13 protein-coding genes are annotated in these 12958 nt (G+C 59.9%); 6 read left to right on the plus strand and 7 right to left on the minus strand.

The window, feature by feature from the left end; all coding sequences use genetic code 11:
• Nucleotides 1–1487, minus strand: a 1487-nt coding sequence (locus tag ABJK70_RS11260) for a SulP family inorganic anion transporter (protein ID WP_347258025.1), incomplete at its 3' end; no start/stop codon positions are given.
• 400 nt (nucleotides 1488–1887) lie between these two features.
• Between ABJK70_RS11260 and ABJK70_RS11265 the strand changes: the two genes are divergently transcribed.
• Nucleotides 1888–2280 (plus strand): diacylglycerol kinase, encoded by a 393-nt coding sequence (locus ABJK70_RS11265; protein WP_077732250.1) that lies wholly within the window; start codon nucleotides 1888–1890, stop codon nucleotides 2278–2280.
• Between the two features lie 138 nt (nucleotides 2281–2418).
• On the opposite strand, the gene ABJK70_RS11270 is transcribed toward ABJK70_RS11265, so the two are convergent.
• The 3 genes from ABJK70_RS11270 to ABJK70_RS11280 all read right to left on the minus strand — a co-directional run bounded on the left by ABJK70_RS11270 (nucleotide 2419) and on the right by ABJK70_RS11280 (nucleotide 5476).
• Nucleotides 2419–4056, minus strand: coding sequence for a reprolysin-like metallopeptidase (locus ABJK70_RS11270; protein ID WP_347258026.1), 1638 nt, complete (start codon nucleotides 4054–4056; stop codon nucleotides 2419–2421).
• A 323-nt stretch (nucleotides 4057–4379) separates the two neighbouring features.
• Complete coding sequence (locus tag ABJK70_RS11275; RefSeq protein ID WP_347258027.1) at nucleotides 4380–4937, minus strand: DUF308 domain-containing protein; 558 nt, start codon at nucleotides 4935–4937, stop codon at nucleotides 4380–4382.
• Nucleotides 4938–5047: 110 nt separating this feature from the next.
• Complete coding sequence (locus ABJK70_RS11280) at nucleotides 5048–5476, minus strand: PRC-barrel domain-containing protein (RefSeq protein WP_077732243.1); 429 nt, start codon at nucleotides 5474–5476, stop codon at nucleotides 5048–5050.
• Between the two features lie 490 nt (nucleotides 5477–5966).
• On the opposite strand from ABJK70_RS11280, the gene ABJK70_RS11285 reads away from it, so the two are divergent.
• Together ABJK70_RS11285 and ABJK70_RS11290 are read left to right on the plus strand one after the other, a co-directional pair.
• On the plus strand, nucleotides 5967–6875 hold the full coding sequence (locus tag ABJK70_RS11285; RefSeq protein WP_086133740.1) for an alpha/beta fold hydrolase: 909 nt from the start codon (nucleotides 5967–5969) through the stop codon (nucleotides 6873–6875).
• Between the two features lie 27 nt (nucleotides 6876–6902).
• Entirely contained in the window at nucleotides 6903–7616 is a 714-nt protein-coding gene (locus ABJK70_RS11290) for a hypothetical protein (RefSeq protein ID WP_347258028.1), read from the plus strand.
• A 108-nt stretch (nucleotides 7617–7724) separates the two neighbouring features.
• On the opposite strand, the gene ABJK70_RS11295 is transcribed toward ABJK70_RS11290, so the two are convergent.
• Nucleotides 7725–7973 (minus strand): hypothetical protein, encoded by a 249-nt coding sequence (locus tag ABJK70_RS11295; protein ID WP_077732240.1) that lies wholly within the window; start codon nucleotides 7971–7973, stop codon nucleotides 7725–7727.
• 428 nt (nucleotides 7974–8401) lie between these two features.
• Here ABJK70_RS11295 and zwf point away from each other — a divergent pair, with 428 nt between their 5' ends.
• A complete protein-coding gene (gene zwf, locus ABJK70_RS11300; RefSeq protein ID WP_077732239.1) occupies nucleotides 8402–9877 on the plus strand; it encodes a glucose-6-phosphate dehydrogenase in 1476 nt (491 codons plus the stop codon).
• Nucleotides 9878–10161: 284 nt separating this feature from the next.
• Here zwf and ABJK70_RS11305 read toward each other — a convergent pair whose 3' ends face one another.
• Together ABJK70_RS11305 and ABJK70_RS11310 are read right to left on the minus strand one after the other, a co-directional pair.
• Nucleotides 10162–10956 (minus strand): hypothetical protein, encoded by a 795-nt coding sequence (locus ABJK70_RS11305; RefSeq protein ID WP_077732249.1) that lies wholly within the window; start codon nucleotides 10954–10956, stop codon nucleotides 10162–10164.
• Nucleotides 10957–11162: 206 nt separating this feature from the next.
• Complete coding sequence (locus ABJK70_RS11310) at nucleotides 11163–11579, minus strand: hypothetical protein (RefSeq protein WP_347258029.1); 417 nt, start codon at nucleotides 11577–11579, stop codon at nucleotides 11163–11165.
• A 330-nt stretch (nucleotides 11580–11909) separates the two neighbouring features.
• Between ABJK70_RS11310 and ABJK70_RS11315 the strand changes: the two genes are divergently transcribed.
• Both ABJK70_RS11315 and ABJK70_RS11320 read left to right on the plus strand, forming a co-directional pair.
• Entirely contained in the window at nucleotides 11910–12491 is a 582-nt protein-coding gene (locus ABJK70_RS11315) for a TetR/AcrR family transcriptional regulator (RefSeq protein ID WP_077732236.1), read from the plus strand.
• Between the two features lie 115 nt (nucleotides 12492–12606).
• Nucleotides 12607–12939, plus strand: a complete 333-nt coding sequence (locus ABJK70_RS11320) for an EthD family reductase (protein ID WP_077732235.1) — start codon at nucleotides 12607–12609, stop codon at nucleotides 12937–12939.
• Nucleotides 12940–12958 lie beyond the last annotated feature (19 nt).

The following is a 12958-nucleotide window of genomic DNA, read 5'->3' on the forward strand; positions in this document are numbered from 1 at the left end:
GCGGCCACGAAGTCGTGGATGGTTTCGAGGATGTCCTGATCGATGAATTGCGCCCGCGTGGCATCGATGATGACATACCCGTTTTCGCCCACCCGGTTCAGATACTCCCGCAACAGCGCCTTGTTGAGAAAAGACACATCCTTGTGCAAGCGCAAGAGATAATTGTTGCCGTGCTGGGTCAGGGTGATCGCCGCCTGGAAGTTGGTTCTAATGACGTAATAGAGACCGACGACCATGCCGACCGCGATGCCCTTCAAGAGATCGGTCGCGAGGATCGCGACGATGGTGACCACGAACGGAATGATCTGGCTCGCCCCCTTGGCGTACATCTCCTTGAACAGCTTGGGTTTGGCCAGCTTGTAGCCGGTCAGGAGCAGGATCGCCGCCAAACAGGCCAAGGGAATCAGGTTCAAGTAGCGGGTGATGAACATCACGCTCAACAGCAGCAAAACGCCATGGATGAAGCAGGCCATCTTGGTGCGGCCGCCCGCGTTCACGTTGGCGGAACTCCGGACGATCACCGCCGTCATCGGCAAGCCGCCGATCAAGCCGCTGAGCAGATTGCCGAGCCCTTGGGCCTTCAGTTCGCGATTGGTCGGGGCGATGCGTTTCAAGGGGTCGATCTTGTCCGCCGCTTCGAGGCTCAGGAGCGTCTCGAGGCTCGCGATGATGGCGATGGTGACCGCCACCGTGTACACCTCGGGATTGGCCCACTGGCTGAAATCGGGCAGGGTGAACTGCTGGAAGAAGCCCGCGACGCCCTGAATCTCCGGGAGGCTCACCAGGTGCTCCTTCGCGATCGCGAAGGCCGGTAGGAAGTGTTGCGAGAGCAGATTGAACGCCACCCCCCAGAGGACCGCGACCAGGGGACCGGGGATCAGGGATAAAACCGCATTCTGTTTGAAGAGGCGGGTCTCCCACAAGAGCATGATGCCGATGGCGACCGTGCTCACGATCACCGCGCCGGGCGAAATCGCTTCGAGCGAATAGGCGAGTTCGGAGAAGGTCGTGTGGCCGTCGGCCTGGACATAGGCTTCATCGCCCTCGAAATCGGCGTCGTAGCCGACCGCGTGCGGGATTTGCTTGAGGATCAGGATCAGGCCGATGGCGGCCAGCATGCCCTTGATCACGGCCGAGGGGAAGTAGGCGCCGATGACCCCGGCCTGGAGAAAGCCCAGGAGCAGTTGCAGCCCGCCGGCGAGGACGACGCTCAGCAAAAAGACTTGGAAGCTGCCCAGCTTGTCGATGGCGTTGAACACGATCACGGTGAGCCCCGCGGCCGGGCCGCTGACGCTCAGCTGCGAGCCGCTGGCCCAGGCGACCACCACGCCGCCGACGATGCCCGCGATGATGCCGGCGAACAGCGGGGCGCCCGAGGCGAGCGCGATCCCCAGGCACAGCGGCAGGGCGACCAGGAAGACGACGACGCCCGCCGGAATGTCGTTCCGCAGATGGCTCAGATAATAGTGAAAATGCTTATGTATCATTAGGCAGCACCTCGTTGTTCGGGTAAATCAGCTCGCAGAGTCCGATGGGGCGCTATGCCCTTTCCATGGAGACGACCCCATCCGCCGGCTCCGCTCTCGGCGCGCTGTAACGCCGTATAAATCCGGACGAGTGTGCTCGGAAGGCGAATCAAGCACTGATGCATCCCACCAAATCATATCCCTATGGCGAATTCGAGCTGAAAGGGGAACACCCCGGTAGCTGCAGCAAGATCGAATCGCAGCGGCTACGACAACAGCCATAGCCGCGACGCACCGTTCTACGGACTACCCCACGCTGGCGCGAGCATACTTGATCGCCATTCTATCGTCCGAACCTTTCATCAACCTTTCAGCGGCGACGCTTCGGAACCAAAGCGAACATCGACACGATCTAAGAAGAATGCGCCATAAATTTTTCGGTACCGGCGAAGAAGGCTACAGCCCGCTCCGGAAATTGAAGGTTTGGCTGTCGGGATTGCGCTACGCCATCTTCTACGATTTTAGCGTAGCCTACAAAGTCGTCTTGTCCGTGATCGTCCTCTCCGTGTGCTTCTATTTCCGTCAGTGGATCGACTTTCTTTTGGTCATGGTGACAACCGGCCTGATGCTGATCGTCGAGATGCTCAACACCACTATCGAGGCACTCTGCGATTTCGTGGAGGACCGGGAAAACTTTAAAATCAAGGTCATCAAGGACATCGCGGCGGCTGCAGCCGGAATCAGCATACTGATGTGGCTAGTGGTCTTCCTGACCGAGGTCAGCCGAATCTGGTACTTAGTCTATCCCGATTGAACCGCCGGCAGCGGTTCGGGCCGAAGCAAGCTAGCGTGTCTAGCCATGAGCCCGAATCGTTTTCCGACGACGAGTCGGATCGCTTCTCGAGGGAGATGTAAAGCGCCCAAGTCGCCCTACATCCGATCTGAAAACGCTCTAGCGAACGGCCGGTCTGAAGCCCGCCACGAGAGCGCGCACCGCGTTTAGCGATTGGGCATTGTCGGCCGCTGCGGGACCGGAGGCGTCCAGCCCGCACGGCGCGCCCCTGCACTGCGAGATATGTGGATTGGAGAAAAGACCCAACCGGGGGTGGGTATAACTCATGATCGTCCCGAAGGATCCCGGAACGCTATGCCCATGGGAATAGGGGAAAACACCTCCGACACCCGCATGGACGCGGTCATGCGCACTTCCCATGGTATGCGCCAACTCGTGCGCCAGCGCGTAGTCCGAACAGTAATACAGGCCGCTTCGGCCATCGTTGACGACCGAAAACGCGTGATTCGACGAAAGCGGCTGTCCATCGGCCCCGTTCAGCCAGGCGCTGCCGCAGCCCTTTTGGGCAGTGTGTTCGAACGGTCGGATCAGCGTGACCAGATCGGCGCCGGATTCCCGCCGCCAGGTGACGACGTTCCGAAAAACGCCTCGGCCGAGCGTCAGATCGCGCAACGCCGTCCCATTGTCGACAGCTTCGGGATAATCGACCCGCAAAGATTTCACCAGCCGCAGACTGATTGCGATTCGGCTATCGACAAAGGACTGATTGGTCAGCGCGATCAACTGGTTAATGCGGGTGATCGCCTTGCCCGAGGCGAGCTTGGGAGTGTAAAGCACCAGCAGGTCGATGGTCGTCGGCGTCGAAGCGCCGCTGTCGGGATTTGCCGTTGGTCCGCCGGACGCGGCGTCTGCCGCTTGGGTGACCTCTGGGTCTTCGGGTTTGTCGCCTTGGATAGCCGGCCCAGACGTCCAAGCAGGGACCGGTTCCGGGCTGTGATGCGGCGAATGGCTCAGTCCCGCCGCCTGAATATCGACCAGCCACTGGTGCTGTCCGCTGCCCGGCGCGATCTGATAAAGCGCCTCGGGCGTCGAGATTTGCCCCTGGACACCAGTCTCCCCGAAGGTCATCACCGCACGAAAAGCCTGACCGTCGGCCTTGAGATATCCGACCCAGGTAATATCACCGTTTTCGTGGGCGTAGCGGTTGTCGTGAACGAACGCCTGCTGTCCGCTCGGCAGGCTCAACGGCAATTCCTCGCCAAACTTCATCGCCATCATTCGCGCCCGATCGAGGCGGATAGGTCGAACTGCCTTCCGGGGCAGTTGGGCCAAGTCGGGGGGAAGAGTGTTCCGGGTCGAATTCTTCACCGCGCCGACCTCAGTGAAAAGGCTCGGACCGGGCACCCCCGAATCCGCCCCGTCGCCGTTGAGCCCGGTGATGACGACACGTTCGATCGTCCCGGCCCGGTTCAACTGGACCACATGGTTGAACCCCTGCAACGCCGCCCGAATAATCGACGCCCAGTCGGCCGCATCGGCCCTTGCCGTGACCGGATGATCCTCCAAGCCCTCCGGACGAACGAACTCAATCCCGCTGTTCTGCGCCAGCTCGGCCAGGAGCGTATCCAACCTGCGATTGTGCGCAGCGAGATGGAGTCCATTCGCGTCGATGGTCAGAGCGGTCGATGTCTCGATCACCGAACCACGGTTGGACTCATCCGCCTCGACGGATGCCGCAAAAAATGCCGCAGTCCCCATTCCTAAAGCCAATAGGACCGACTTGAGCCGCGATGTCATGGATCCCTCCGAAAGCTTGCACTTACCCGAAACGATTGACCGATGCTACAAACACACAAAAGTGCAGGTCAATAGGAACGCCATCTGCATTTCCCGGAGAGGATTCCGCGTATCAGGGATAGCCGCTGCGCGGTAAGAGATTGATCGGTCCGTTCAAGCCGGAAAAGCCGATCAGCCATGGCGCGCCCCGGAACCGAAAGTGCGAAGTCCATCGAACTGATCGACATTTCTCAAAGAACGGCGACATTGCTTGTCGAGGCTTGCTTAGGTGCGGCGTTACGGAAGCCGGCGAGACGATGCGCGGGTTTCAACAGGCGCATCGATCAGGCGTGCCGCAAGGCCTCGCTCCTCACCCACGCACGCGCACGAAGAGCCAGCGTGAGCAACAGAGCTCCGGTGACGAGCGCGTAAAAACTGATGAGCCAGATCAGAGCCAGTGCGCCGGCTCCGGGAAACAGGAACACCAGAACGCCAAACAGGACGGAGACAACCCCCTCCAGGATCAGCAACCACTCGCCCTCGATCACCTTGCGCAAACGAATGGCCGTCGCCACGTCAAGCACGCCCGTCACCAACGCGTTCGCGCCGATGAGGAGTACAAGCACCAGCGCCGTCAGGGCCGGATGAATAACGGCGATCACCCCGGCGCCGATGCTGACCAGACCCAGCAGCAGGATCAACCACCAGATTTCGTCCCTTTTCCTGTTCGTCACGGCGGCGGCGACCGCCGACCCGCCGCTGATAAACGCATAGACGGCAAACAGGACAACCAGCCACAATAGCGTCAGGCCGGGCCAGATAAGGGCGAGAACGCCGAAGAGAATGGCAATGATCCCCCTTACGGCGAGCATCCACCAAGCTTGCTCAAGTAATTCCCTCATGATGTGTCCTCACTCAGGCTGCCGATTCAAAAGATCGCGCGGAAAGCCGCGGATATCGGCAATCCAGCGTCATCCGCGGCTGGAACACCGCTCCCGCGCCGGTATTGCGGTTACCGGGTGTACTTGAATTCGGGCAACGCCTTCAACGCGTCCTTGCTGGCTCCAGGCAGAACGAGTTTGGATACGTCGGTTTTGTCCCCGATAGGTTGAAACTGTTGTACCGGTATGGCGACACGATGAGCCCCCATACCCAAGAAACCGCCGACATCCACGATCGCGACCGATAAAGATCCATCGGGGCTCACGATGAAATCGTCGATTGCGCCGATTTTCTGATTGTTCTCGTTGTAGACATTCGCGCGCATCAGCTTCGAGGCCCGCCAGCCCCTGGCGATGAGTTCATGCTGGATGACCGTCGTGCCAAACGTGGCCTCGCCCGCAACCGGCGCGCCCTCCTGTGGCTGTGCGGTAGATCCGGCGGCCCACACGAAGCCGCAAAGTGTGGACAGGACAAGGGTTCTTGCAAGTTTGAGTTCCATAACTTCACTCCTGATAATTACGGTTTTTTCAACATGCTCGGCTGGGTGCGACAGCAAACACTGACGGCGCAGTCCGTGCCTGGCCTTGCAGCTGGGAGCAACCTTTTCCTATACCGGCTTGCCCCAGTCAGCGGCGCTTCCTCATGGATCAGAATCCCGTGAACACCATTGCGATGAACACCGGCTGCTTGCACGGTCGGCACATCATCCTCCGTGTTTATCCCGATCGATTTCCGGATAGCCGTGCCTGATCCTAAATCTGACACGGTCTCCGCGGGAAAAATCCCCTCCTACTCGGCCGCAATTTCGATACCGAACCGCTTGCGTCTTTGCTCGTTAGCGTATATGGCGGTATCGGCGGATTCGCCATCAAGAGGCCCTGGATCAGGGCCTCTTCGCACAATGCTCTCCGCCGCTATAGGAATTACTCCGAATGGGCAGCTATGGAGCCATCGCGTAAATTAGACAATTTAGGCCAAGGCTCGTCATCGTGGATGGAACCCCTCAGGAATACCGGCTGACCGTCAGCACCTCCCGCGGACCTATCGCCACCGAATATTTGGCGGCGGGGCGAGGTTCGGAGGTGTTATTACTCCACGGGACGGCGGACAGTGCTCATACATGGCGCTGGATCATGCCGTTAATGGCATCCGCCCATACTCTTTACGCGCCAAGCCTGCCGGGATTCGGCGGCAGCGATAAGCCGCGCATCGATTATTCGCCTGCTTGTCTTGCGGCATTCGTCGCATCCTTTCTCGATCGGCTTGGCCTGAAGCGCGTGAGCATCATCGGTAATTCGATTGGCGCGCTGATTGGCGTGCATTTGGCGCTTCGACATCCGGGACGCGTATCCGCCTTGGCGCTCATCAGCAGCGCCGGATTGGGGCATGAGATAAACCCCTTGATATGCGGTCAGATCGTGCCCGGAACCGGAGAATTCCTCACAGCCTGGTGCAAGACCCCTCTCGGGGCGTGGCAGTGGTCGGTCGGACTGTCGCAACTGCTGTTCGCCAAGCCTTGGTCGATACCGCGGGCCTGGTACGACCGGCTCTTTCGGATGGCCCTGCTCCCGGGCTATTTGGAGGCGACTCTGCTCACCCTCCGGGCCGCCAATACCTTATGGGGGCAACGCGAATCCGAAATCGTGCTCGACCAACTCCATAGGCTGAAAATGCCGACACTCGTGCTGTGGGGCGACGGCGACCGGATTTTCCCGGTTCGGCACGGCAAATCCGCAGTGGAACGTTTACCCTGTGGGCGGCTGGAAGTTCTACCCGGCTGCGGCCATACCGCTCAAGTCGAGCAACCGCAACGTGTGGCGGCGGCCTTGAACCGGTTTCTGCAAATGGCAGATGCAGAACGACCGGAGCCGACCCGTGCGGCGAATTCCCGCGCCTAAAATGAAACACCGACAGGAGGAATGCGTATGTGGAAACACGTTGCACGAACAGCGGTCGCTACGCTGGCATTTTGTGCGGTGCACAGCCTCTTAGCCAGCCGCCCCGCCAAGCGAACAGCGGCAAACCTCATCGGCGAACGCCGGCGACGGGTCTGGTATCGTCCCTTTTACGTGGCGACCTCGTTCGCCTCGGTGGCCATGCTCGCTCGATACATCAAGCGACTCCCCGACAGGACCCTCTATGCCCTGGAAGGCCCTCCAGCCACCTTGATACGGCTGCTCCGCCTCGGAATCAGCGCTTACGCCGCTGCCGCCGTCGGTCAGATCGGTCCCGCGAGAATGCTGGGTCTGCCGGGCCTGAAGGCTTGGTGGAACGGAGCTCACCTAGTGCCGCCGGAACCCGAAGCTCAAGGCCCCATTCTCGGTTCGGACGGGAGAATGCAGGCAGAAGGCCCGTTCCGCTTGATGCGGCATCCGCTCAATGCCTTGGCCGTGCCGGTCCTTTGGCTGACACCGCGTCTGACGGCGAACGGCCTTGCATTCAATCTGGTCGCCACAGCCTATGCCTATCTGGGTTCGCGACACGAGGAAGCCCGTTTGCTAGCGGCCTACGGCGAACCCTATGAAGAGTATCGATCGAGCGGAACACCGTTCTTTTTTCCCTCGGCTTCATCCCTGCTTCGGCTGGGCGGGCTGCCGCAAGAGAAGTCCGCCACTCGTGTTCCCAAAGTGTCCGCCTAAAGGAATTCGCAACACAGCCCGATGCGGATGATGAGGAACGCTTGGTCCGAGACCTGAAACCGCCGTAGACGCGGTGCGTCGGTCGATGAAGCGGTACTTGCCCGACATTTAAGCGCCTCCCGCTTCGCTGTCCTCGCGCGCCCCGGCCGCCCCGACACGCGATTCGGGTGCGATGTTGACGTCAGCCTTGCGAGTCTGCCGACCGGACGAATCGGCTTTGCCTGCCGGCGAAGAGGCAGTTTCCTCTTTCTTTTCATGCTCCGTCGCCGGTTCAACGGGCTGCCTACCCGCCCCCGCTCCACCCGGACCGTTCGACTCCGTGGATTCAGGTGACTTCGGTCGTTCTTCATGAGCCATGACGATTCTCCAACAACCGGGCGACCTGCTGCCGCCGCAATATCAGGACCGCTTGACTCCCCGGACTGGGGATGAGCCAAGTTAGAAATACGACTTCAACGGCTGCAGAAGGTTCGAGCGCGAATCTGTCAAACCGGAAGCTACGTTGACATCTACGGCAAGGCCCCTTACCATCCAGGCCCAGACTCCGCATTAGACGGTTGAATTTCTTATAATTTCTTGCCGACGCTGTCCGCCAGGGAGCGGTGCCATGCGCGGTATACTCATTGTGCCTGGCGCAAAATCGCGAAAGCGCATTTTGGCCATCGCTCGTAGATTGAAAGTCGCATCAGACCCCCGATCCCGGCTGGCAAGGGGCGGGATTTGCTTTGACCGACTTTTTTGCGTGTCCCTCTTGTAACCCTACCCGGCCTACGAGGATTCAAACAATGAGTGAGCTCCCTTTCCCCCAATCCTTCAACTTGGTTTTTTTCGGCGGCACCGGCGATCTGGTGATGCGCAAGTTGTTGCCGGCGATGTACCAGAGCTATAAGAACGGCCAGCTGGGAGATGCCGGCTATTTCTATTGTCTCGGACGGCGAGACTATACCGTGGAAGACTATCGCGCGATCGCCGAGGAAAAGGCCCGACAATTCCTGCCGAAGGCCGACTGGGACGACGAAATCTGGGCAGCCTTCCGTCGGCGGGTGATCTACGAAAGGATCGACGCCGAGAATCCGGAAGAATATGCCGCGTTGAAGGCCCTGCTCGAAAGAACCCCGGCCGAAGTGAACGTCTTTTTCCTGTCGGTGGCGCCGTCGCTGTTCTCCATGATCTGCGAAAGCCTGGCACGGCAGAAACTCAACGGGCCAAATTCCAGGGTGGTGCTGGAAAAACCCCTGGGCCACGATCTCGCTTCCAGCAACGCCATCACCGTGGCGGTCGGCCGCCACTATCAGGAAAAGCAGATCTACCGCATCGACCACTACCTGGGCAAGGAATCGGTACAAAACCTGATGGCGCTGCGTTTCGGCAACGCACTGTTCGAACCGCTGTGGCGCCGGCAATGGATCACTGACGTCCAAATCACCATCGCCGAGGAAGTCGGGATCGGCAGTCGCGCCGGATTCTACGACGGTACCGGCGCGCTGCGCGACATGGTGCAGAACCATCTGCTGCAGCTGCTCTGCTTCGTGGCCATGGAACCGCCTTCCAGCCTCGACTCCGACGCGATCCGAAACGAAAAACTCAAGGTGTTGGAATGCCTGGTACCCTTCACCCCGGAGGATGTCCAGGTCAACACGGTGCGCGGCCAATACCGCGCCGGCATTTGCGGCGGCCAGGCGGTGCCCGGCTATCTCGAAGAAAGCGGCGTCCCCGCCGGCAGCAAGACCGAAACATTCGTCGCCATCAAGGCGGAAATCGCCAACTGGCGCTGGGCCGGGGTTCCGTTTTACCTGTTCACCGGCAAACGCCTGCCCACCCGCCTGGCCGACATCGTGATCCATTTCCACGATGTGCCCCACCACATCTTTCCGCTGCCCCGCAACGGGTCCCGCGCCCCGGCGAAACTGGTCATCCGCCTTCAACCTGACGAATCGATCCGCCTTTATCTGAACGCCAAGCGGCCAGGCCATTCGATGGAATTGCGGCCGGTCTCCCTGGACCTCGATTTCACCAGCAAATTCAGCGAACGCCGCGAAGAAGCCTACGAACGTCTCCTGCTCGATATCATCCGCGGCAACCAATCGCTGTTCGTGCGCCAGGACGAATTGGAGATGGCCTGGCGCTGGGTCGAACCGATCCTCAATACCTGGGCCGCCGATCCCAAAGGTCCGGAAGCCTACAAAGCCGGCACCTGGGGCCCCGCCGCCTCTGCGGAACTGCTGTCGCGCAGCGGCCATCGCTGGCACGAGGACGATTGAGACCGGGGCTGAAGAACCGCTTTGCGGATGCGAGCCCCCGTGCTTGCAAACGATTCCGGCGAATTCCACGGCGATGCACCGCCATCAACGGCGGCAAAGCCGCAAAGGCTGCCGAATGAACGGCTTGCAGAGCAAGTTGGGTGATTTTCCCGGCCAGCGACGACATCCGTTTCGAATGAAGAAAGCCGGAACGAAATTCCGGCTTTCGCAGGGGATGCCGTCGTCGGCGACCTTCGTAAAGCAACATCGCCAAAGTGGGTGATGTTGGCCCCTGAGCTGACTCTCTACCCTACTCCGAGTATCCAACCCTCCACTCCAGCGACGGCACGCTCCGGGGGTGTCAACACGGGTTCGAGCAAACCTTGCAGGCGGCCATCGTCGTCGGCCTCCCGTAGCCACGCAGCGATGGTATAAGCGTCGTGCTGATCGGGGGTGCGGCCCTCGCTTGGATACACATTCTTCCACAACGAGGGATATGCCTCGGCAATGGCGGACTTTCCGGTCGGGATGGCCCAGCCGTCGAAAGGCCAGAAATGCACTTGCTCGCCCAGTTGCCGCCGGAGGTACCGCAGCCAGGGAATGCCTGCATGGGTGGATTTGGCGACCGAGCCTTGCACGTCGAAATGAAACACCGACCTCGCCCTGGCGCGCTCCTCGCAAAGACGGCGCCAGCGGGGGCTGCCGGTGCGGGCGGCGCCATCGCCGCGAAGGCCGTCGCGGATAAAGTCGACATAAGTGTGGTCCTCGTCGGTCGGCCAATGCCGCTGAAAATCGTCTAGGAAGGCGGGCCAATCGGGCAGCAGGTGATGAACCTCGAAATAACGGAGCGGAAAGGAAAAGCTGTGGTCGATGCCGACCAGCGTTGGCTGGCCTTCCGACAGGCGCTCGACCAGCCACTCGGCGATGCCGCGCCGACTCCAGTATTTGCGCGGGCCCGGCGGCGGCAGCACTTCCACGGGCAGCGCTTCCCGTTCCGCCAGATAGACGCGCAACCCCTTCAGGCTAGCGGTCGGCGTTTGAGCGCCGGAATAGTCGATGCCGATATAGCGGGCAAAACGCCGGAAATTACTGATAGTCATGAGGTCCCCTTTTCGGCGGTGAACGGCGTTAAGGAAGCTCTGATTAAGTCCTTCGACAGGCCTGTCCTGAGCCGAGTCGAAGGGCTCAGGACAGGCTTGTCGAACGCTCTCCTGAGCCTGTCGAAGGGCATGAACGGAATCAACTTGTTCAGAGCTTCCTTAAGGGATGCCTTCGGCAATGAGAGAACGACAGGATACCGCAGTTTTCAATACTTCCGGTCCCCATGCCGCACCTGCGATGGATCGAGGTCGGTCGGCAAGCGTGGACGCGGCGTGAAAGTAGAAGGCGATGCCGATAGCCCGCGGATAACCGTACCGATATTCGGGTCGCCGACGGAGAGTCCGGATGCGGTCCCCAGGCTCGCAGCCGACAGCTGCATTCCCGGTGCATCGAGAATGCACAGCTCGTGTTTCAAATCGGCACGCTGGCTGGCGGCGCGAAAGCGTAACGCATCCTTCCCGACGACCGCGTTGGCGTGCCGCGTGACATGGCAGTTCGTGGCCACCAGATTTTGATCGAGGACCACGCCGGAGCCGATAAAGGCCTTGCCGTCCCTTGGATAGGCATGAACCTGGACGACGCTGAGTGCAAGCGTGTGATTCACGTCTGCCGCGCCGTCCATGCTAAAGATCCAATCACCACGCCAAGCAATATAGTCGGACGCATCGGTCTCTTCATTTTCGCCCTTTTCCGAAGGGAGAGTTTCCAATTTGAACATACGAGCTTAGGGAAATTTATTATGGCTTCCCGTGCCGCAGTAATCCCCTCCTCCCTCGCCTCCGGTTCGGAAGCAGCAAGTTCAGCCTCATTTCCAGGAGGCCGATGATCAGAAGCTTACGCCCGGATCGTTCCGAATTTCACATCGCCTATGGCAATATACCGGTCGATTGTTATTGACCAACTATTCAATAAAGACTAGCCTTAGCTACAACCTGAATACGAGGAGTCTCCTTTGGCCCGACCCCGCGAATTCGATTACGAGCACGTCCTGGATAAAGCCGTGGAGACCTTTTGGTCGAAAGGTTACGAAGCCACCTCGATCCAGGACCTGGTCGATGCCACCGGACTGCATCGAGGCAGCCTCTACGCGGCCTTCGGCAACAAGCAGGCGCTGTTCCTGGAAGTTCTGGACCGCTACAACCATGTGGTGGTCCAGCGCCTGCTGGAATTGCTCGACAGCGAACCTTCAGGCAAGTCCGCGATCCGTTTTTTCTTCGCCACCGTGATCGAGCACATCCTCACGGCCGGTCCCCTGCGCGGGTGCCTAGTGACCAACTCCGCGGTGGAACGTGGCTTGTCCTGCCCGGACACGGCGGCCAAGGTGGGCGGTTGCCTGGAGCGGCTCGAACAAGGCTTTCGGCGCACGTTGGAACGGATGCGGAAGGCGGGCGAACTGCGGGAGGAGGCGGATATCCGAGCGCTGTCCCGCTATCTGACCAGCGTTTTGCAAGGACTCCTGGTTATCGGCAAAGTGCGGCCGGAACGGGAAGTCCTGGCCGACATCGTCGCCGTCGGCCTCTCCGTGCTCGACTGATTTTTTCGGCCTATTTTTGACTGATCGTTCATCAATATACCGAGGAGGAAATCGGCAATCAGCAACCCTAGATTTCGATAATCTTTTTTTCCAACTTCAGTTCAAGGAGAACGACATGTCCGAAGTCAAATTCATGGTGATTTATCCAACGCCCGCCGATATCGCTGCTTTCGAGAAGCGCTATCAAGAGGAGCATGTTCCCATGGCCGTGGAAAAGCTCGGCGGAAAAACCAAGTTCATCGCCACCCGGGTACTGGGATCACCCCAGGGCGCAGCGCCCTTCTACCGTATTGCCGAGGTGTTCTTTCCGTCCATGGCGGCGCTGGAAGCCTGCGCGCAGTCGGAAGGCGGCAAGGAAACACTCGCCCATGCCGTCGACATCTCGACCGGCGGCGCGCCGATCTTTCTGATTGCAGAGAGTGAGACCTTCCACTTCGATGCCCCGTAAAACCCGGTCAGGGCGCCGA

It is taken from the genome of Methylocaldum sp. (assembly GCF_039794385.1).
Classification (GTDB): domain Bacteria; phylum Pseudomonadota; class Gammaproteobacteria; order Methylococcales; family Methylococcaceae; genus Methylocaldum.

What these genes read in the sequence shown, in the direction of transcription:
- ABJK70_RS11265 (WP_077732250.1), top strand. Translation starts at nt 1,888, where the DNA reads ATGCGCCATAAATTTTTCGGTACCGGCGAAGAAGGCTACAGCCCGCTC.
- ABJK70_RS11270 (WP_347258026.1), bottom strand. Translation starts at nt 4,056, where the DNA reads ATGACATCGCGGCTCAAGTCGGTCCTATTGGCTTTAGGAATGGGGACT.
- ABJK70_RS11275 (WP_347258027.1), bottom strand. Translation starts at nt 4,937, where the DNA reads ATGAGGGAATTACTTGAGCAAGCTTGGTGGATGCTCGCCGTAAGGGGG.
- ABJK70_RS11280 (WP_077732243.1), bottom strand. Translation starts at nt 5,476, where the DNA reads ATGGAACTCAAACTTGCAAGAACCCTTGTCCTGTCCACACTTTGCGGC.
- ABJK70_RS11290 (WP_347258028.1), top strand. Translation starts at nt 6,903, where the DNA reads ATGTGGAAACACGTTGCACGAACAGCGGTCGCTACGCTGGCATTTTGT.
- ABJK70_RS11295 (WP_077732240.1), bottom strand. Translation starts at nt 7,973, where the DNA reads ATGGCTCATGAAGAACGACCGAAGTCACCTGAATCCACGGAGTCGAAC.
- zwf (WP_077732239.1), top strand. Translation starts at nt 8,402, where the DNA reads ATGAGTGAGCTCCCTTTCCCCCAATCCTTCAACTTGGTTTTTTTCGGC.
- ABJK70_RS11305 (WP_077732249.1), bottom strand. Translation starts at nt 10,956, where the DNA reads ATGACTATCAGTAATTTCCGGCGTTTTGCCCGCTATATCGGCATCGAC.
- ABJK70_RS11310 (WP_347258029.1), bottom strand. Translation starts at nt 11,579, where the DNA reads ATGGACGGCGCGGCAGACGTGAATCACACGCTTGCACTCAGCGTCGTC.
- ABJK70_RS11320 (WP_077732235.1), top strand. Translation starts at nt 12,607, where the DNA reads ATGTCCGAAGTCAAATTCATGGTGATTTATCCAACGCCCGCCGATATC.